Annotated in this window: 18 protein-coding genes and 1 pseudogene; 9 read left to right on the top strand and 10 right to left on the bottom strand. The window is 67.3% G+C overall.

Annotated elements, in window-relative coordinates; translation table 11 throughout:
• Together H3O04_RS22460 and pxpA are read left to right on the top strand one after the other, a co-directional pair.
• A pseudogene (locus tag H3O04_RS22460) lies at positions 1–432 on the top strand (allophanate hydrolase); the annotation flags it as partial.
• A 56-nt stretch (positions 433–488) separates the two neighbouring features.
• Positions 489–1,253: a 5-oxoprolinase subunit PxpA gene (gene pxpA, locus H3O04_RS22455; RefSeq protein WP_202588475.1), complete on the top strand. Its 765-nt coding sequence runs from the start codon at positions 489–491 to the stop codon at positions 1,251–1,253.
• A gap of 558 nt (positions 1,254–1,811) precedes the next feature.
• On the opposite strand, the gene H3O04_RS22450 is transcribed toward pxpA, so the two are convergent.
• From H3O04_RS22450 to H3O04_RS22405, 10 genes are all read right to left on the bottom strand, one after another.
• Entirely contained in the window at positions 1,812–2,957 is a 1,146-nt protein-coding gene (locus H3O04_RS22450; protein WP_027807812.1) for a TraB/GumN family protein, read from the bottom strand.
• A complete protein-coding gene (locus H3O04_RS22445) occupies positions 2,950–3,966 on the bottom strand; it encodes a peptide ABC transporter ATP-binding protein (RefSeq protein WP_006477544.1) in 1,017 nt (338 codons plus the stop codon). The genes H3O04_RS22450 and H3O04_RS22445 overlap by 8 nt, the downstream gene beginning before the upstream one ends.
• A complete protein-coding gene (locus tag H3O04_RS22440; protein WP_023476351.1) occupies positions 3,963–4,961 on the bottom strand; it encodes an ABC transporter ATP-binding protein in 999 nt (332 codons plus the stop codon). Before H3O04_RS22440 ends, H3O04_RS22445 begins: the two co-directional genes overlap by 4 nt.
• Positions 4,962–4,963: 2 nt before the next feature.
• The gene (locus H3O04_RS22435; RefSeq protein WP_006489141.1) at positions 4,964–5,881 is read right to left on the bottom strand and encodes an ABC transporter permease subunit; all 918 of its coding nucleotides are present in this window, start codon (positions 5,879–5,881) and stop codon (positions 4,964–4,966) included.
• Between the two features lie 4 nt (positions 5,882–5,885).
• Positions 5,886–6,896: an ABC transporter permease subunit gene (locus tag H3O04_RS22430; RefSeq protein WP_011546430.1), complete on the bottom strand. Its 1,011-nt coding sequence runs from the start codon at positions 6,894–6,896 to the stop codon at positions 5,886–5,888.
• A 118-nt stretch (positions 6,897–7,014) separates the two neighbouring features.
• Entirely contained in the window at positions 7,015–8,643 is a 1,629-nt protein-coding gene (locus H3O04_RS22425; protein WP_202588474.1) for an ABC transporter substrate-binding protein, read from the bottom strand.
• 324 nt (positions 8,644–8,967) lie between these two features.
• The gene (locus H3O04_RS22420; protein ID WP_069233276.1) at positions 8,968–10,275 is read right to left on the bottom strand and encodes an MFS transporter; all 1,308 of its coding nucleotides are present in this window, start codon (positions 10,273–10,275) and stop codon (positions 8,968–8,970) included.
• 190 nt (positions 10,276–10,465) lie between these two features.
• The gene (locus tag H3O04_RS22415) at positions 10,466–10,777 is read right to left on the bottom strand and encodes a high-potential iron-sulfur protein (protein ID WP_006477538.1); all 312 of its coding nucleotides are present in this window, start codon (positions 10,775–10,777) and stop codon (positions 10,466–10,468) included.
• Between the two features lie 158 nt (positions 10,778–10,935).
• The gene (locus tag H3O04_RS22410; protein ID WP_011546432.1) at positions 10,936–12,045 is read right to left on the bottom strand and encodes an NAD(P)/FAD-dependent oxidoreductase; all 1,110 of its coding nucleotides are present in this window, start codon (positions 12,043–12,045) and stop codon (positions 10,936–10,938) included.
• 180 nt (positions 12,046–12,225) lie between these two features.
• Positions 12,226–13,206, bottom strand: a complete 981-nt coding sequence (locus H3O04_RS22405; RefSeq protein ID WP_012329401.1) for an AAA family ATPase — start codon at positions 13,204–13,206, stop codon at positions 12,226–12,228.
• A 250-nt stretch (positions 13,207–13,456) separates the two neighbouring features.
• On the opposite strand from H3O04_RS22405, the gene H3O04_RS22400 reads away from it, so the two are divergent.
• The 7 genes from H3O04_RS22400 to H3O04_RS22370 all read left to right on the top strand — a co-directional run bounded on the left by H3O04_RS22400 (position 13,457) and on the right by H3O04_RS22370 (position 20,246).
• Positions 13,457–14,176: a nitroreductase gene (locus H3O04_RS22400; RefSeq protein ID WP_202588473.1), complete on the top strand. Its 720-nt coding sequence runs from the start codon at positions 13,457–13,459 to the stop codon at positions 14,174–14,176.
• Positions 14,177–14,322: 146 nt separating this feature from the next.
• Positions 14,323–14,811 carry a hypothetical protein gene (locus tag H3O04_RS22395; protein WP_202588472.1) on the top strand — a complete coding sequence of 163 codons (489 nt, stop codon included), beginning with the start codon at positions 14,323–14,325 and terminating at the stop codon, positions 14,809–14,811.
• A gap of 5 nt (positions 14,812–14,816) precedes the next feature.
• Positions 14,817–15,632, top strand: coding sequence for an endonuclease/exonuclease/phosphatase family protein (locus H3O04_RS22390; protein ID WP_006477533.1), 816 nt, complete (start codon positions 14,817–14,819; stop codon positions 15,630–15,632).
• Positions 15,633–15,940: 308 nt separating this feature from the next.
• A complete protein-coding gene (locus H3O04_RS22385) occupies positions 15,941–16,711 on the top strand; it encodes a ferredoxin--NADP reductase (protein WP_006477532.1) in 771 nt (256 codons plus the stop codon).
• Positions 16,712–17,126: 415 nt separating this feature from the next.
• On the top strand, positions 17,127–17,942 hold the full coding sequence (gene rqpS, locus H3O04_RS22380) for a quorum system sensor histidine kinase RqpS (protein WP_202588471.1): 816 nt from the start codon (positions 17,127–17,129) through the stop codon (positions 17,940–17,942).
• Between the two features lie 7 nt (positions 17,943–17,949).
• Positions 17,950–18,606 carry a response regulator transcription factor RqpR gene (gene rqpR / locus H3O04_RS22375; RefSeq protein ID WP_006477530.1) on the top strand — a complete coding sequence of 219 codons (657 nt, stop codon included), beginning with the start codon at positions 17,950–17,952 and terminating at the stop codon, positions 18,604–18,606.
• 233 nt (positions 18,607–18,839) lie between these two features.
• Entirely contained in the window at positions 18,840–20,246 is a 1,407-nt protein-coding gene (locus H3O04_RS22370) for an amino acid permease (RefSeq protein WP_202588470.1), read from the top strand.
• Positions 20,247–20,311: the final 65 nt, after the last annotated feature.

Raw genomic sequence — 20,311 nt, 5'->3', positions numbered from 1 at the left:
GGCCCCGATTACGCGTCGTTCGCGGCCGATTCGCAGCAGGCGTTCTGGGATGAGGAATGGCTCGTCACCGCGAACAGCAACCGGATGGGCTATCGGCTCGCCGGCGCCGAGCTCGTGCGCGAGCGGCCGGTCGAACTGCTGTCGCACGCGGTGCTGCCCGGCATGATCCAGGTGCCGCCGAACGGCCAGCCGATCGTGCTGATGCACGACGCGCAGACCACCGGCGGCTACCCGAAGATCGGCACGGTGATCCGCGCCGACCTGTGGAAGCTCGCGCAGGCGCGGCTCAACCTGCCGATCCGCTTCGTGCGCACGACACTCGACGCCGCGCGCGCCGCCCTCGTCGCGGAACGGGCGTACCTGCGGCAGATCGACGTCGCGATCGAGATGCGCGAGGAAGCGCGCCGCCGCGCCCAATCGCGCGCGGCGTGACAATGGCGGAAAGCGGTAGCGAAGGACGCGCCACGCAACCAGTGGACGAGGAACATATGGAAATCGATCTGAATGCCGATCTCGGCGAAGGATGCGGATCGGACGAGGCGCTGCTCGACCTCGTCACGTCGGCGAACATCGCATGCGGATGGCACGCAGGCGGCGCGAATGCGATGCGCGACTGCGTGCGCTGGGCCGTGCAGAAAGGCGTGTCGATCGGCGCGCATCCGAGCTTCCACGATCCGGAGAATTTCGGCCGCAAGGAAATGCAGCTGCCGGCCGGCGACATCTATGCGGGCGTGCTGTACCAGCTCGGCGCGCTGTCGGCGATCGCGCAGGCCGAGGGCGGCCGCATCTCGCACGTGAAACCGCACGGCGCGCTGTACAACCAGGCCGCGCGCGACCCGCTGATCGCCGACGCGGTGGTGTCCGCGATCCACGATTTCGATCCGTCGCTCGCGGTGTTCGGGCTCGCGAACAGCGTGTTCATCGCGGCCGCGCGGCAGGCGGGGCTCGCGGCGGTGGAGGAAGTGTTCGCCGATCGCGGCTACCGCGCGGACGGCTCGCTGGTGCCGCGCAGCCTGCCCGGCGCGTTGATCGACGATGAAGATGCGGTGCTCGCGCGCACGCTGGACATGGTGCGCAACCGGCAGGTGCGCGCGCTGAGCGGCGAATGGGTGCCGCTCAATGCGCAGACCGTCTGCCTGCATGGCGACGGGCCGCATGCGCTGGCGTTCGCAAAGCGAATCCGCGCGGCGCTCGAGGCCGCCGGCGTCGACGTCGTGGCGCCCGGCGCGCTGCAGGCCGACGAAGGCGCGTAACGCAGCATTCGGCGCAGGGCCCGCGCGCCGCACGTTTTCGTCGCACCAAAGAAAAAAGCGCCCTCGTGGCGCTTTTCCGTTGGTGCAATCGGTGCGGCTTCGCCGTCTGTCGATTCACCCCCCGAAACCGTCTTTCGACGGTGACCGGAAAAATATTCCGGATTAAAAAACGTCCGCCGCCGCCCGATCACTGCCTTCCCCGGTCAGACGACGGAACGTCGCTTATGTGCAAGTCGGCCCGCATGCATGTGTTGTTCGACGACGATTGGCCCCGCCGTGCATGCAGACTCTCCGCGGCCGGCACGTGCTTCACGTGCCGGCGACGCTCACCCCGCGCTTTATTTCTGCTACCCCGTAGAACTTATCTATTCTTTTCATTTTTTCAACTTGTGGGGTGAAGAATAGATATTGGCCGAACGGGATGTCAATCGTTTTAAACGCTATTTTCCGACGATTCAAGGGTTTTCCTTATCGACCGGCGCCACCGCGCAGGCGCGTCGCACGGTGCGCGCGCCGTCGATCAAACAGGGGACGATCAGTGCGGGCAGCCGGGCGCGATCAGTTCGCGTCGACCCGGTATCCTTGCTGGCGCAACAATTCGAGCACGCCGCGCGGGCCACCCAGATGCAGCGCGCCGATCGCGACGAACAGCGGCCGGTTCGGCGCGGCGATTGCAGTCATCCGTGCAACGAAGCGCCGGTTGCGCTCGTACACGATCTTGTTGTCGAGCGACGCCGACAACACCTTCGAACGCGCGAGCCGTTCGCTCTTCGCGACGGCCCACGCCGAGATCGCATCGGCGTCGCCAATTCGCCACAGCCGGTGCAGCGCCTTGATGTCGTCGGCGTTCTGCGCGGGCGTCTGCACCATGTCCTGCGCGAGCATCTCGCGCTGCTCGGCCAGCGTCAGCCCGGTGAACGCGCGCATCTGTTCGGCGAGCGTCTCGAGTCCGATCACGCGGCCGCCCTTCTTCTTCAGGAACACGTTCTGCAGTTGCGCCTCGGTGCCGTATTCGGTCTGCAGGCCCGCGGACAGCGAATCGTAGGTCTCGACGACGAGCGCCGCGAGCCACGGCCGCATCTTGCGGATCTCGGCGAGCGCGGCCGGGTTGCCGCGCAGGCGCGCCGCGAGCCGCTGCCACAGCGGCTCGGGCAACAGGCGCTGCAGGCACGGGTAGCGGCACACGCCGTACTTCGACACGTCGTCCTGCGATTCGAGCAGATCGTCGGGCGACAGCTCGAGCGCGAGCGTCGGCGACGCGGCGAGCGCCGCGAGGATGCGCGGCCGGAACGGCTGCGCGCTCGGGTAATCGGACGGATCGCCCGTGTGCAGCGTGCCGAGCACGTAGAGCGTGACCTTGCCCTTGGTCGCGACGTAGAACGGCATGCGCGCCGGCTGCACGCGCACGGTGCCGCGCGACACGGTGCCGTCGGACACGGCCGGCGTATGGAAGCCCGGCAGGCTCATGCCGGGCGGCGGAACCTGCGACGGACGAATCGGCGAAGTCGCCGGCGCACGCCCCTCGGCGCGCACCGGCTCAACGGGGACCACGACGCTGGCCGCCGCGCACGCGCCGGCCAGCGCCGCGCCCGTGACGGTACGCACGCTCCAGCGCCGCGCGTAGCGGTACGCGCGCATCACGCGCGCGCCGCCTGCCCCCGCACGGCGCACGCCGGACACGCGCGCCGCCAACGCTTCAGGCATTCTCCTCCCCGACCTCCTCGGCGCGATGGCAGGCTACGCGCCGGCCGTCCACTTCGCGCAATTGCGGCTCCTCGACGCGGCACCGCTCGACCGCGTACGGGCAGCGCTGGTGGAACGCGCAGCCCGACGGCGGATTGAGCGGCGACGGCAGTTCGCCCTGCAGCTTGATCTGCACGCGGCGATCTTCCTCGAAGATCGCCGGCGTCGCCGACATCAGCGCCCGCGTGTACGGATGGCGCGGCCGTGCGTAGATCGTCGCCTTGTCGCCGAGCTCGGCGACGCTGCCGAAGTACATCACCATCACGTCGTCGGCAACGTGTTCGACCACCGACAGGTTGTGCGAGATGAACACGTAGCTCGTCTTGAACTGCTCCTGCAGATCCATGAAGAGATTCAGGATCTGCGCCTGGATCGACACGTCGAGCGCGGACACCGGCTCGTCCGCGACGACGATGCGCGGATCGAGAATCATCGCGCGCGCGATCGCGACCCGCTGGCGCTGGCCGCCGGAGAACATGTGCGGATAGCGCTTCGCGTGCTCGGGGCGCAGGCCGACCGTGCGCATGATCTGCGCGATGCGCGCGGCGCGCTCGGCGGCCGTCAGGTTCGCGTTGATCTCGAGCGGCTCGGAAAGCGTCTGCTCGACGGTCTTGCGCGGGTTCAGCGACGCGAACGGGTTCTGGAACACCATCTGCACGCGGCGGCGCAGGTCGGCGACCGTGTCGCGGCTCGCGCCGGCCACGTTCTTGCCATCGATCGTCAGGCTGCCCGCGGTGGGCGTCTCGATCATCGTGAGCTGGCGCGCGAGCGTCGATTTCCCGCAGCCCGACTCGCCGACGACGGCGAGTGTCTTGCCGCGCTTCAGCGAGAACGACACGCCGTTCAGCGCCTTCACCGTGCCCTGCCCGAACATCCCGCGCTTCACCGAATAGTGCTTCGCGAGGCCGTCGGCCACCAGTACCGCTTCCTCGTCGTGCGAAGCGCGAGGCGTTTCATTGACTGCATTCATCGTGCGCCTCCCGTCAGGTCGAGGTTGGAAACATTGAGCGGCTTGATGCAGCGCGCGCGCATCGCGTCGTTGGCCGGCACCAGCGTATCGAGCGCCGGCCGCGCCTTGCGGCAATCGTCGACGACGTACTTGCAGCGCGGCGCGAACAGGCACCCGGACGGGCGATCATCGCGGCCCGGCACCATGCCCGGCAATGCGGCAAGGCGACGCGCCCCCTGATTGTGCTCGGGAATCGCCGCGAGCAGCGCTTCGGTGTACGGATGATGCGGCGCGCGGAAGATGTCGGGCACGCGGTTGGTTTCGATGATCTCGCCCGCGTACATCACCGCGACGCGATGCGCGACCTCCGACACCACGGCCAGATCGTGCGAGATCAGCACGAGCGCCATCCCGCGCTCCTTCTGCAGCTTCACGAGCAGATCCATGATCTGCGCCTGGATCGTCACGTCGAGCGCGGTGGTCGGCTCGTCGGCGATCAGCAGCTTCGGGTTGCACGCGACGGCCATCGCGATCATCACGCGCTGGTTCATCCCGCCCGACATCTGGTGCGGGAACGACGCGATGCGGTTCTTCGCATCGGGAATGCCGACCTGATCGAGCAGTTCGAGCGCGCGGCGGTGCAGCGCGTCGCCGCGCAGGCCTTCGTGCAGCTTCAGCACTTCCTTGATCTGGTAGCCGACCGTGTAGCTCGGGTTCAGGCTCGTCAGCGCGTCCTGGAACACCATCGCGATGTCCTTGCCGACGATCTTGCGGCGCGCCTTCGGCGACGCCTTCAAGAGATCCACGCCGTTGAACGTGACTTCATCGGCCGTCACCTTGCCGGGCGCGTCGATCAGGCCCATCAGCGCCATCATCGTCACGCTCTTGCCCGAGCCCGATTCGCCGACGACGCCCACCACCTCGCCCGGCGCGACCGACAGGTTGATCCGGTCGACCGCGGGCAGGCCGTTGAAGTTCACCGCGAGATTGCGGATGGTCAGAAGATTCTGGGTCATGGTCATGCCATCCGTTTCAGCTTGGGATCCAGCGCGTCACGCAGCCCGTCGCCGAGCAGGTTGATCGCGAGCACCGAAATCAGGATCGACAGGCCGGGCATCGTCACGATCCACCACGCGTTGTCGATGTAGTCGCGCGCGGACGCGAGCATCGCGCCCCACTCGGCGGTCGGCGGTTGCACGCCGAGGCCGAGGAAGCCCAGCGCGGCCGCATCCAGGATCGCCGACGAGAAGCCGAGCGTCGCCTGCACGATCAGCGGCGCCGTGCAGTTCGGCAGCACCTGCGAGAACATCAGGCGCAGCGTGCCTGCGCCGGCCACGCGCGACGCGGTCACGTATTCCTTCTGCAGCTCGCCGAGCGCCGACGCACGCGTGAGGCGCACGTAGGCCGGCAGCGCGACGATCGCGATCGCGAACATCGTGTTGGTGAGGCCCGGGCCGATGATCGCGACGACCGCGACCGCGAGCAGCAGCGACGGCAGCGCGAGCAGCACGTCCATGATGCGCATCACCGGCGTGTCCGCCCACTTCTGGAAGAACGCGGCGACCAGCCCGAGCACGATGCCGGGGATCAGCGCGAGCACGACCGACACGAAGCCGATCCAGAACGACATCCGCGCGCCGAACATCAGCCGGGAAAGGATGTCGCGGCCCGCTTCGTCGGTGCCGAGGATGAATTGCCAGTTGCCGCCGGCGAGCCACGCGGGCGGAATCTTCACGTAGTCGCGGTATTGCTCGACCGGGCTATGCGGCGCGATCAGCGGCGCGAGCAACGCGACCGCGATCAGCACGATCACGACGATGCCCGCGCCGACGGCGCCGCGGTTGCGCGAGAAGTTGGCCCAGAACTCGCGCAGCGCGAGCGCACGGCCGCCGGCCGGCGCGGATTCGGTCGGCAGGGTATTTTGCAGATTGCTCATGGGATTACCTCGTGTGGCGGATGCGCGGATTCAGCACGCCGTACAGCAGGTCGACGACCAGGTTCACGACGATCACGAGCGTCGCGATCAGCAGGATGCCGCCCTGGACGACCGGATAGTCGCGGCGGCCGATCGCATCGATCAGCCACTTGCCGACGCCGGGCCACGAAAAGAGCGTCTCGGTCAGCACCGCGCCAGCAAGCAGCGTGCCGATCTGCAGGCCGATCACCGTGACGACCGGGATCAGCGCATTGCGCAGCGCATGCACGACGACCACGCGCACGGGCGACAGCCCTTTCGCGCGGGCGGTGCGGATGTAGTCCTCGCGCAGCACTTCGAGCATCGACGAGCGCGTCATCCGCGCGATCACCGCGAGCGGGATCGTGCCGAGCACGATCGCGGGCAGGATCAGGTGGCTCACCGCCGACTTGAACGAACCTTCGTCCGGCGCGAGCAGCGCGTCGATCAGCATGAAGCCGGTCGGGTGCGGGAAATCGTATTCGACCGCGATGCGCCCCGACACGGGCGTCCAGCCGAGGGTCGACGAAAACACCATGATGAGGATCAGCCCCCACCAGAAGATCGGCATCGAGTAGCCGGTGAGCGCGGTGCCCATCACGCCGTGGTCGATCACCGAGCCGCGCCGCAGCGCGGCGATCACCCCGGCCGGCAGGCCGACCGCGAGCGCGAACACGAGCGCGCACAGCGACAGTTCGACGGTCGCCGGGAAGCGCGCGAAGAACTCGCCCGCGACGCTCGTGTTGGTGATGATCGACATGCCGAGGTCGCCATGCAGCGCCCGGCCGATGTAGTGCAGATACTGCAGCGGCAGCGGCTCGTCGAGCCCGAGGCGTTTCATCGCCTCCGCGTGCATCGCGGGATCGACGCCGCGCTCGCCCATCATCACTTCGATGGGGTCGCCCGGTATCAGGTGAATCAGCGCAAACGCCAGGATGGTGATGCCGATGAAAGTCGGGATCACCATCCCCACGCGGCGCAACACGAATCTGAGCATGATGCGTCTCGTATTTTCTTGTGGGAAATGTGCGACCGGCGACGAGGGGCTTTTGACCCCTCGTCGCCGGATGATTTCAAGCCGGTTTTCTCAATGACGACAGCTTACGCCAGCCGGGTTACTTCACGCTGACACCGTCGAAACGCGCATAGCCGAGCGGCTCGATACGCATGTCGACCACGTTCTTGCGCACCGGCTGGTAGACCGTCGAGTTCGCGATCGGCGAGAACGGCAGCTGTTGCGCGAAGATCTGCTGCGCCTGCGTGTAGAGCTTCGTGCGCGCGTCCTGGCCCGTCGTCGTGCGGCCCTTCTGCACCAGCTCGTCGAACGGCTTGTAGCACCAGTGCGAGAAGTTGTTGCCCTTGATCGCCTCGCAGCCGAGCAGCGTGCCGAGCCAGTTGTCCGGATCGCCGTTGTCGCCCGTCCAGCCGATCAGCATCGTGTCCTGCTCGCCCGAGTGCGCGCGCTTGATGTACTCGCCCCACTCGTACGTGACGATCTTCGCCTTCACGCCGATCTTCGCCCAGTCGGCCTGGATCATCTCGGCCATCAGGCGGGCGTTCGGGTTGTACGCGCGCTGCACCGGCATCGCCCACAGCGTGATCTCGAACCCGTTCGGGAAGCCGGCCTTCGCGAGCAGCGCCTTTGCCTTCGCGGTGTCGTAGGCCGCCATCTTCAGGTTCTTGTCGTACGACCATTGGGTCGGCGGCATCGGTGCGGTCGCGGCCTGGCCGGCGCCCTGGTAGACCGACTCGAGAATCGCCTTCTTGTTGATCGCCATGTCGAGCGCCTGACGCACTTCGAGCTTGTCGACCGGCTTGTGCTCGACGTTGTACGCGAGATAGCCGAGGTTGAAGCCGGCCTGCGACGGCATGTCGACGTTCGAATCGGCCTTCAGCGTCGCGATGTCGGCCGGACGCGGATAGCTCATCACCTGGCATTCGTTGCGCTTGATCTTCTGCACGCGCACGCCCGGGTCCGGCGTGATCGAGAAGATCAGCTTCGACAGCTTCACCGCACCCTTCTTCCAGTAATCAGGATTGCCATCGAAGCGGATCGTCGCGTCCTTCGTGTAGCTGCGGAAGATGAACGGGCCCGTGCCGACCGGCTTCTGGTTGATGTCGGCGGCCTTGCCGGCCTTCATCAGCTGGTCGCCGTATTCGGCCGACAGGATCGACGCGAATTCCATCGCCATGTTCTGGATGAACGGCGCGTTCGGCTCGGCCAGCGTGAATTTCACGGTGTACGGATCGACCTTCTCGATCTTCGTGATCAGCTTGTCGAGGCCCATGTCGGTGAAGTACGGGAACGACACCGGGTACGCCTTGCGGAACGCATTGTTCGGGTCGAACATGCGCTCGAACGAGAACACGACGTCGTCCGCGTTGAATTCACGCGTCGGCTTGAAGAAGTCGGTCGTGTGGAACTTCACGCCGTGGCGCAGGTGGAACGTGTACACCTTGCCGTCGGACGATACGTCCCACTTCTCGGCGAGGCCGGGCTCGACCTTCGTGCCGCCGCGCTCGAATTCGACGAGGCGGTTGTAGACGGTGAACGTGGCGGCGGTGAAATCGACGCCGGTCGTAAATTGCGCGGAATCGAAACCCGCCGGGCTGCCTTCTGAGCAGTAGACGAGCGTTTTGTTCGGGATCTGTGCGAATGCAGAGCCCGCGACGCCGAGCGATGCCGCTGCCACGCCTGCCATGGCGGTAACACGCAGGGTGTGCAACAGACGGTTGTATTCCATGTTTCCTCCAGGTCTCCAGATCGGAACCGGCCCCGCCAGGGTCCGGCGTACGCGGATATTACTTGAGCTAGCGATCCTGCAACAAGCTGGAGAAAAAACTCTTCTATATGCCCGCCGGGTTTTTGCCGATTTTTAGTGTGGGTAAAAAATGCAACAACGCGCGCGAGCGACCATTCCGTTCATTTCGCGGCATGTTTCGTTCGACGACTAAACAATTCGGGCGCGAACACGAAGGGGCGACGCACCGTTTGCCCGCGTTGCGCAGCACATCATTGCGTTTCGCGAAACGATCGATTCGATGACCGTCTTCCCATCGTCATGTCGTCACGCCGGCGCATCGAGGTCGGCGTTGCGCGCGGGCACGAACGCGACCGCCACGATCGACAGCGCGATCCCCGCCATCACGTAGTAGGTCGGCGCGAGCGGCGTGCCGGTCACCTTGATCAGCCACGTGACGATGAACTGGCCGAAGCCGCCGAACAGCATCACCGCGACGTTGTACGCGATCGACAGCCCGGTCGAGCGCACGTTGGCCGGGAACAGCTCGGCGATCATCGCGCCGAACGGCCCGTAGTAGCCTGCCAGCGTCACCGACAGCACGGCCTGTACCGCGATCAGCCGCCCGATGCTCGGCGCGGCGTCGAGCCACGCGAACAGCGGGTACATCAGCGCGAGCGTCAGCACCAGCGACCACAGCGACAGGCCCTTGCGGCCGATGCGGTCCGACCACGCGCCCGCGATCGGCGACAGCACCATCAGCAGCAGGTTGCCGACGATCACCGCGTAGAACGATTCCGCATACGGCAGCTTCAGCTGCTTCACCGCGAAGGTGGGCAGATAACTGATCAGCACGTAGATCGTCACGGTGAGCGCGATCACCGAGCCGAGCCCGCACAGCACCTCGCGCGGGTGGCGGGTGAACACTTCGCCGAGCGTCGCGCGGCGCGCGCTCTGCTGCGCATGCAGGAACGCTTCCGAATCGGCGAGATGGCGGCGGATGTAGAAGCCGATCGGGCCGATCACGAGCCCGAGGATGAACGGCACGCGCCAGCCCCAGCTGCGCAGCGCGTCGTGTGACAGCCCGCGCGTGACGGCCGCGCCGACGAGCGCGCCGATCAGCAGCGCGGCCGCCTGGCTCGCCATCTGCCAGCTGCCGTAGAAACCGCGTTTCGAGAACGGCGCCGCTTCGATCAGCAGCGCGGTCGCGCTGCCGAATTCGCCGCCCGCGGAGAAGCCCTGCAGCAGGCGGCCGAGCACGATCAGGATCGGGCCGCCGATGCCGATCGCCGCATAGGGCGGCGCGATCGCGAGCAGGAAGATGCCGGCCGTCATCAGCAGGATCACGAGCGACAGCGCGGCTTTGCGGCCCGCGCGGTCCGCGTACAGCCCGAACACGATGCCGCCGATCGGGCGCATGAAGAACGCGACGCCGAACGTCGCGGTGGTGAGCAGCAGCGACGAGTATTCGCTGGAGGTGGGGAAGAACAGCTCGGCGATCACGACCGTCATGAAGCCGAATACCGTGAAGTCGTACCACTCGAGCGCATTGCCGATCACGGCGGCGACCACCGCACGCCGGTTCAGCGCACGCTCGGGCCGGGTCGTCTTCGTTGAACTCGCAATCGTCGCCATGCGTGCCTCGTCCTCGTGAATTCGCCGTGTCGGGCGGTGCGGCGCGCGGGGTGCCGCGGCGCGCTGGTGTGCAGCGAGTGTAGAAAGCGACGGAACCGTTTTCAAGCAATAAAAAACGCCCGCCATCGAACGACGGCGAGCGTGTTGCGGTTTTCGCCACATTGCGGCATCGCACGATGCCGCACGGGCCTCAACCCATCTTCGAGAAAGCGCTGCACCAGCCCTTCGCCGACACCTGCTTGCCGGGGAACGCGCCGCACGGGCCCGAAGCCGAGCCCTTCTTGCCCTGGTACAGCATGCAGGCCGCGCAATCCTGGCCCGCTGCGTATTTCGGGTACTTCGTCTTGTCGACCTTCGTGGCATCGGCCTTGTAGCCGAGCGCCACCGCGGTCGGGTCCGTTTCCGGCAGCATCGGCGCATCGGCCAGCGCTTCGCGCGACAGCGCCAGCGCGGACACCGCACCAATGCTCGTGATCAGGAAACTCCGACGGGATGTTTTCATGGGGGACTCGCTCCAACGTTATCGGTTTGAAAGCCGTTCTGGCGACGGCCGTTCGACAGAATAACTCCCGAGCGAATAAATGTGCGCGCCGAAATGCCGGAGATAAGGGATTCCACACGGGTTTCGCCCGGCCGGCCCGCACGGCGGCGGGCCGTGCGTCAGGCGCGCGACACCATGTCGCCTACCCGCTGCGCGAGCGCGAGCGACGCGGTGAGCCCCGGCGACTCGATGCCGAACAGGTTCACGAGCCCGCGCACGCCATGCTGCGCGGCGCCCTGCACGATGAAGTCGGCCGGCGGCTCGCCGGGCCCCGCGAGCTTCGGCCGGATGCCCGCATACGCCGGCTGCAGCGCATCGTCGGGCAGGCCCGGCCAGAACGCGCGGATCGACGTGTAGAACGCACCCGCGCGCGCCGGATCGACTTCGTAGCGCAGCGAATCGCACCACTCGACGTCCGGCCCGAAGCGCGCCTGCCCACCGAGATCGAACGTCAGGTGCACGCCGAGCCCCGCGCGCTCGGGCATCGGGTAGATCAGGTGCGAGAACGGCGCACGGCCCGACAGGCTGAAATAATTGCCGCGCGCGAGATAAAGCGGCGGCACCCAGCGCGGATCGAGGCCGCGCGTGCGGCGCGCAAGCGCCTGTGCGCCGAGCCCCGCGCTGTTGATCACGCACGCGGCGTCGATCTCGGTCGGCGCGGCGCCGCCGGTGCGCACGATGAAGCGCCCGCCGCCCAGCACGTCGATCGATTCGACCGGAGATTGCAGCGCGCACACGGCGCCGTCGCGCTCCGCATCGCCGAGCAGCGCGAGCATCAGCTGGTGGCTGTCGACGATGCCGGTCGACGGCGAAAACAGCGCCTCCACGCATTCGAGCGCGGGCTCGAGCGTCTGCGCCTCCGCGCGCGTGAGCGGCAGCAGGTCGAGCACGCCGTTCTCGGCCGCGCGCGCGGCAATCGCCTTCAACTGCTTCAGCTGCGCGGCGCTCGTCGCGACCAGCAGCTTGCCCGTGCGCCGGTGCGGCACGTGATGCGTGTCGCAGAATTCGTACAGCAGGTCGCGCCCGTGCACGCACGACGTCGCCTTCAACGACCCGCGCGGATAGTAGAGCCCCGCGTGAATCACCTCGCTGTTGCGCGAACTCGTGCCCGTGCCGATCGCGTCGGCCGCCTCGAGCACGATCGTTTCACGCCCGCGCGCGGCCAGTTCGCGCGCAATCGCCAAACCGACGACACCCGCGCCGATCACGACACAATCCGTCTGCTCCATGGCTTTTCGCGCTGCTCGCGCGTCGATGGGGGAGAGAAGAATTGTACGTCCCGGTTCGCCCGCTTGCTGAACGCGTGCGCATCGCGTCGCGGCGATACGGACGGTGGTGCATGCAACGATGCGGCCGCAAGCGCGACGAACGCCACGCGCGCACGCCGCGGCCGTGCGCGCGTGGCCGCGTCAGAAGCCGATCGGCCGGCGCTTCGCCGCGCCTTCGTCGGCGCGGATGTCGGCCGGCCCGATCGCGTCGCGACCGTCGAGCCGGGCGGCGCCGAACGCGTGCAGCAGCGCACGGCGCATCGTGCGCGGCGGCGTTGCGGCCAGCACGTCGAGCGCATCGTCGCCGAGCGTCTCGGGGAAGCGCCGCCCCCACGCATGCGACGTGCGGATCTCGTCGTAGATCGTCTGCGCGATGCGGCGCGCGCCGGCCGCATCGGGCGCCGCGATCTCGTACACGTTCATCCGGTTGAGCAGCGGCTCCGGAATCGCGTGCGCGTCGTTCGCGGTCGCGATCCAGATCACGTTGCCCGCGTCGATCGGCACTTCCGCGAATTCGTCGACGAACGCGCGCGCGGTGTCGTGCTCGAGCAACGCATACAGCGCGCCGAGCGGATCGTATTGCGCATCGCTGCCGGCCTTGTCGATCTCGTCGACCGCGATCACCGGGTTCGCGTAGCTGCCGTTCACGAGCGCGTCGAACACCTTGCCCGGCTTCGCGTTCTTCCACTGCGACGACGCGCCGGACAGAATCCAGCCGGCCGTCAGCGAACTCATCGGCACGTAGTGGTACGCGGTGCCGAGCAGTTGCGCGAGCGCCTTCGCGAAATGCGTCTTGCCGATCCCGGGCGGCCCGAGCAGCAGGATCGGCATCAGTTCGAGCCGGTCCTCCGTTTCGAGACACAGCGCGATCTGCTTGCGCACGTCGGCGAGCGGCTCGCCGAAATTCGGCAATGCTTCGCCGAGCGCGTCGAACGACGGCATCCGGGTCGGCTTCACGCAGAAGCGCAGATTCCCCGTCTTGAGCATCTTCTCGTAGGTCGAGCGCAGCGCATCGCTTGCGCTCTCGTTCAGGTCGCCCAGCGCCGTCTCGACCTGCTCGAGGTCGTACACCGTGCTGAAGGACGCCACCGCCAGTTCCTGCTTCACCATCGCCGTCGTCATACCCACCTCGCTCCACTTGCCGTCACACACTCATCAGACCCTTACGATTTCAGTGTAGCGATCCCGCATCGCCGTGCAAGCAAGCAGCCGGACGGGTCTGCTGCTAACAGCGCGCGCACGCTGCACGGCCGCGCGCCGCGGCGTATGATCGAAAGTTCACGACGCTCGCACGGGGCTTCCCGATCGCGCCCGCGCGCCGCGCACACGCTGCTGTCCCGCACTTCGCCTGACGCCTCCCGAAGGGTTGCCGATGTCCGTCCCCGCTGCTTCCCCGCGCGTCGACTCCGACGCGGTCCGTTCCGTCGACGCCGCGCTCAAGTCACGCCATTCAGTCCGGGCGTTCCTGCCGACGCCCGTGCCGCGCGCCACGATCGAGGCGATCCTCGAAGCCGCGAGCCGCGCGCCGTCGGGCACCAACATCCAGCCGTGGCGCGTGTACGTCGCCACGGGCGCCACGCGCGACGCGCTCGCCGCCGCGCTCACCGCGGCCTACGACGATCCCGCGCGCGACGAGAAATACGTCGCCGAATACGACTACTACCCGCGCGAATGGGTGTCGCCGTATGTCGACCGGCGCCGCAAGGTCGGCTGGGACCTGTACGGCCTGTTGAAGATCGGCCGCGACGAGAAGGGGCGCATGCATGCGCAGCACGCGCGCAATTTCCGTTTCTTCGATGCGCCGGTCGCGTTGTTCTTCACGCTCGACCGCGTGATGACGTCAGGGGCCTGGCTCGACTGCGGGATGTTCCTGCAGGGCGTGATGACGGCCGCGCGCGCCCGCGGCCTCGACACCTGCCCGCAGGCCGCGTTCGTGCCGTTTCACCGGATCGTCGCCGAACACCTCGACATTCCCGCCAACGAGCAGCTCGTCTGCGGCATGTCGCTCGGCCACGCGGACCCCGACGCGATCGAGAACCGCCTCGTCACCGAGCGCGCGAGCGTCGCCGAGTTCACGCGCTTTTTCGCTTGAAAACGCATGACGCGGCCTTACCTGTCGAGCAGGACCGCATCGTGCTGCGAACCTGTCGCGGCGCGTCCTGTCACATCACGACCGAAATCGATCGGGCGTAAGATGTGCGTCCGTTCCCCGCTATCCCGCGTTTCCGGAGACGTTTCATGCTGAAACACGGCCTGGCCGTCCTGCTTGCGAGCGTCGTGCTCGCCGCCCATGCGCAGAGCCCCGCGCCGGCCGTCGTCGCATGGGAAATCCAGGTGGTGCGCGACGGTCAGACGATCGACACGTTCCAGCAAAACACCACCGTGGGCCAGTCCCGCACCGATACCCATCGCTATCCGTCATCCGTGCCGGTGGGCTGCGGCAATGCCGCGCGCGTCGTGCCGACCGAGCGCTCGCGCTCGGTGACGGTCGCCCCGCTCGCCGTCGACGCCAACGCGAACACCGTGTCGCTCGGGCTCGACGTGCAGGAAACGCTCGACGACGAAAACGCGACGCGCAGCGATCCGTGCGTGCCCGCGTCGCCGCGGCAGATCGTCGCGAGCCACCCCGGCCTGGCGGCCGGCGGCGACGCCTGGACCGACTGGACGCTCGTCGAGCAGCATCCGCATCTCGTGTATCGCGTGCGTGCGCACGTCGCGAAGGACTGAGCGTCATGTCCGCCGACGCCCTGTCCCTGCCGTTCGCCGAGCCGCACGCCGCGCCCGACGAAATCACCGCGGTCAGCTGGAACCTGCACAAGGGCCGCTCGCCGCTCGGCTTCACCGCTTGGAACGCGATGCGCGACTGGATGCAGTCGACCCACGCGGACGTGTATTTCCTGCAGGAAGCGATGGCGCGCCGCATGCCGCGCCCGATGCTCGCCCCGGGCTTCGGCGCGCCGATGGACGATACGGTCGACGACGTGTGGCATTGCCAGGCCACCGAGATCGCGCAGGCGCTCGACTGGCAGATCGCGCTCGGGCCGAACGTGTTCAAGCCGTCGTGGCGGCACGGCAACGCGATCCTGTCGCCACATCCGCTCGACCTCGGCGGCCGCTGGGACATCTCCGCGCACCGCTTCGAGCGGCGCGGGCTGCTGGTCGCGCGTGCCACGCTCGCGGGCGCACGCCCGGTCACGCTGCTGTGCGCGCACCTCGCGCTCACGCGCGCCGCTCGCCTGCGCCAGATGCACTGGATCGCGCACTGGATCGTCCGCAATGCGGGCGACGGCCCGCTGATGCTGGCCGGCGACTTCAACGACTGGCGCAACGACTCGGTCGCGCTGTTCGGTGAGATCGGGCTGTCCGAGGTCGCGACGCTGCTCGGCGAGTCGGGCCGCACGTTCCCCGCGTTCTCGCCGGCGCTCGCGCTCGACAAGATGTTCGTGCGCGGGCTGACGCCGCTCGAGTGGCGCGCGCCGTCCGGCGAAGCCGCGTGGCTGTCGGACCACCTGCCGTACATCGCGCGCCTGCGCCTCGATCCGCAGTAACGCCGCCGGTCGGCGCCGCCTCCGGTCACGCCGGCGCCGAAACGCGTCGGCGCCGGCGCGACAACGCGCGGCCAATCACCGAAAGCTCGCTGAAAGAATGCGTTGCGCCAAATCCGCGCAGCCGCCCGGGTCAAGCCCGCATCTGCCCCAAGCAGGGTAAAATAACGAGTTACTCAAACGTCTGTCATCGAGAGGGCGCGTGTCCGACGCGCCGGCCGGCCGATCCGCGATCGGGCCGTCGCACTCGGTTTTTTGCCCGTTTTTGGGCCCGTTACACGCGTCCGCTACGCGCGTCCGTTTTCAAAGCCATGAGCAAATACGACACCGCCACCGTCCAATCCGTCCATCACTGGACCGACACGCTTTTCAGCTTCACCTGCACCCGCGAGGCGAGCCTGCGCTTCAACAACGGCGAATTCACGATGGTCGGCCTCGAAGTCGACGGCAAGCCGCTCGCGCGCGCCTACTCGATCGTCAGCCCGAACTACGAAGAGCATCTCGAATTCTTCAGCATCAAGGTGCAGGACGGCCCGCTGACGTCGCGCCTGCAGCACCTGAAGGTGGGCGACACGGTGCTGATCGGCAAGAAGCCGACGGGCACGCTGATCGCCGACAACCTGCTGCCGGGCAAGACGCTGTGGATGCTGTCGACGGGCACGGGCCTCGCGCCGTTCATGTCGATCATCCGCGATCCGGACATCTACGACCGCTTCGACAAGGTGATCCTGACCCACACGTGCCGCCTGAAGGGCGAGCTCGCGTACATGGACTACATCAAGCACGACCTGCCGGGCCACGAGTACCTGGGCGACATCATCAAGGAAAAGCTCGTCTACTACCCGACGGTCACGCGCGAAGCGTTCGACAACGAAGGCCGGATCACCGACCTGATCGCGACGGGCAAGCTGTTCACGGATCTCGGCGTGCCGGCGTTCTCGCCGGAAAACGACCGCGTGATGCTGTGCGGCAGCACCGCGATGCTGAAGGACACGACCGAACTGCTGAAGCAGGCCGGCCTCGTCGAAGGCAAGAACAGCGCGCCGGGCCACTACGTGATCGAGCGCGCGTTCGTGGACTGATCCGCCCCCGAATTTGTGCCGCATCAAGAACCGGAGCGAAAGCTCCGGTTTTTTTTCGTCCGGACTTGGCGAATTCGTAACAAACTGGGACCATTCCATCTCAAATAGTTACATTTGGATACGTCGTCGCCCGGCGCTCGGGTGTCAGTGTTTTTCCTACAACACCTTCATTCCGATTATTCACATTTACCCTTAAATGTCCGTCCGACATGACCTTTTCAGAAATTTTGAGATATTATTCGGCCCGCGTGGTTGCCGTTCGGATGACAGTGGAAGGGTCGGATGAAAGTGTTACAAGACGTAACTTTTGTTACCTCGGCATGGAGCGATTCTCTGGCGGCGACCGTCATCGAAACGGCAGCCGGTCCACGCAGCCAGCCGGTGTCTGAACCGCTTTCTGACAGCAGGGAGAGTCATGGATACGTCGCTTAACGCGCCCTTGGGCGCCCACGCCCCGTTCCCGTCGCGGCAGCGCATGCCTGGCTGCGCTGCTACTCCGCCCATGGCCGACGCCGCGTCGAAACGCGACGCGTCCGCCGCGCGGATCGCGGCACTTTCCGCCCAGCTTCTCGCCGCCGACGAAGCGGCCCGCCGCCATCTGGCCGGCGAGCTGCACGACGGGCTCGGCGCCGAACTGATCGCTGCCCGATTCGCGCTCGCAAACGTTCAAACGTGGCTCCCGGCCGATGCGCCGGAAGGCTGCCTGCGCGCGCTGGCGCTGGCGCAGCAGGCACTCGACGCCGCGACCGACGCGAATCGCCGGCTCATCGACGAGCGCGACACGCCGGCGCTCGACGCGGGCGTGGTCGGCGCGCTGTCGTCGTGGATCGACACGCATGCGGCCCGCACCGGCCTGCGCACGAGCTTCGTGTGCGCGGCCGACGCCCGCCTGACGCAACTCGCCGGCGCCAGCGCGCTCGCGGTGTTCCGCGTCGCGCAGGAAGCGCTGTCGAACGTCGCGAAGCACGCCCGCGCGACGTCGGTCGACGTGCGGATCGTCACCGACGGCACGCACCTGTCGCTGAGCGTTACCGACGATGGGACCGGTTTCGCGCGCAATCGCCGCAGCGGCTACGGCCTCGCCGGCATGCGCGCGCGCTGCGAGGCGTTCGGCGGCAGCTTCGAGACGGCCACGCCGGCAACCGGCCGCGGCACGCGCGTCACCGCGCGCTTCGCGTGGGCTTCGCTGCTGGCGGCGCCCGTCGCGGCACGCCGCACGTCGCTTTCGTGAGGTCGCGATGAGCCTGAACATCCTGCTCGTGGACGATCACGCGATCGTCCGGCAAGGGATCCGCCAGTTGCTGATCGACCGCGGCGTCGCCCGCGACGTGACCGAGGCCGAGAACGGCGGCGATGCGATGGCCGCCGTCGACAAGCAGGAATTCGACGTGATCCTGCTCGACATCTCGCTGCCCGACACGAACGGCATCGAGGTGCTCAAGCGCCTCAAGCGTAAGCTGACGCGCACGCCGGTGCTGATGTTCTCGATGTATCGCGAGGATCAGTACGCGGTGCGCGCGCTGAAGGCCGGCGCGGCCGGCTACCTGTCGAAGACGGTGAACGCCGCGCAGATGATCGGCGCGATCCAGCAGGTCGCGGCCGGCCGCAAGTACGTGAGCCCCGCGATGGCCGAGGCGCTCGCCGAATACGTGTCGTTCGAGAACGAACCGCTGCCGCACGAGAAGCTGTCCGATCGCGAATACCAGACGCTCTGCATGCTCGCGTCGGGCAAGCGGCTCACCGATATCGCGAACACGCTGTCGCTGTCGGTGAAGACGGTGAGCGTGTACCGCTCGCGGCTGCTGGAGAAGATGCGGCTGTCGAACAACGCGGAACTGACGTTCTACGTGATGAGCAACCGGCTCGTCGACATGGCGCCCACGGCCGGCGCCTGATTCCGGCCGAATCGAACTCGTCCGATCCTGTGCGCGGCGCCCGCCGCGCCGCGCTCGGCCGTGCCCGTTTCGCGCCCGTTTTACTCCCGTTTCGCGCGCAAGCGCTTGTTTTATCGGCCGATTTCGCCGCACGTCGCTGCGCCACCGCGGGACTTGCACGCCAAATCAGCTAAAATTATCGGTTTTCACTCAGTCGGCGCGCCGTGCCTGCGCGTGCCGGCGATCCATCCGCAATGTCTCTCTTCCGCAAGAAAAACGTCGATCGCATGATCGCCGGCGCGCAAGCCGCCGGGCTCAAGAAAGCGCTCGGCGCGATCGACCTCACCTTCCTCGGCATCGGCGCGATCATCGGCACCGGCATCTTCGTGCTGACCGGCACCGGCGCCGTCCAGGCCGGCCCTGCGCTGATGCTGTCGTTCGTGATCGCCGCGATCGCGTGCGGCCTGGCCGCGCTGTCGTACGCGGAGTTCGCGTCGTCGATCCCCGTCGCCGGCTCGATCTACACGTATTCGTACGCGACGCTCGGCGAACTGGTCGCGTGGATCATCGGCTGGGACCTGATGCTCGAGTACGGCCTCGCGTCGTCGGCCGTGTCGGTCGGCTGGTCGGGCTACCTGCAATCGCTGCTGCAGGGCTTCGGGCTCACGCTGCCGACCGTGCTGACGGCCGCGCCCGGCGCCGTGCCGGGCGTCACCACGTGGTTCAACCTGCCCGCGTTCCTCGTGATGATCGTGATCACGACACTGCTGTCGATCGGCATCCGCGAATCGACCCGCATCAACAACATCATGGTGTTCATCAAGGTGTCGGTCGTGCTGCTGGTGATCGCGGTCGGCCTGTTCCACGTGACGCCCGCGAACTGGAAGCCGTTCATGCCGCACGGCTGGAACGGCGTGTTCGGCGCGGCCGCCGTGATGTTCTTCGCGTTCATCGGCTTCGATGCGGTGTCGTCGGCGGCCGAGGAAGTGAAGAATCCGAAGCGCGATCTGCCGATCGGCATCATCGCGTCGCTCGCGGTATGCGCGGTGCTGTACGTGACGGTCGCCGCGGTCGCCACCGGCATCGTGCCGTCGGCCCAGTACGCGAACATCTCGCACCCGATCTCGTACGCGCTGCAGGTCGCCGGCGAGAAGTGGGTCGCGGGCTTCATCGATCTCGGCGCGGTGCTCGGCATGCTGACCGTGATCCTCGTGATGAGCTACGGCCAGACGCGCGTGATCTTCGCGATGTCGCGCGACGGGCTGCTGCCGGCCGCGCTGTCGCGCGTGCATCCGCGTTATGCGACGCCGTTCCTGACCACCTGGCTGGTCGGCCTGTTCTTCGGGCTGATCGCCGCGCTCGTGCCGCTCAACGTGCTCGCCGAACTGATCAACATCGGCACGCTCGCGGCGTTCTCGATGGTGTCGATCGCCGTGCTCGTGCTGCGCCGCACCCATCCCGAGCTGCCGCGCGCGTTCCGCTGCCCGGGCGTGCCCGTGGTGCCGATCCTCGCGGTCGCGGCGTGCCTGTTCCTGATGCTGAACCTGCAGCCCGTCACGTGGGCCGCGTTCGGCATCTGGCTCGTGATCGGCCTCGTGATCTACTTCCTGTACTCGCGGCACCACTCGAAGCTCGCGCACGGCCACTCCGACGCGCACTGAGCGCCGCCATGGCGCGCCTTTCGCGGCGTGCCATGACGAACCCCACGCGGAGCCCGCCCCGACTC

This window comes from Burkholderia sp. KCJ3K979 (genome assembly GCF_016759955.1).
Taxonomy (GTDB): Bacteria; Pseudomonadota; Gammaproteobacteria; order Burkholderiales; family Burkholderiaceae; genus Burkholderia; species Burkholderia orbicola.
The sequence above is the reverse complement of the archived record's forward strand: the minus strand, read 5'-3'. Positions and strand labels throughout refer to the sequence as shown.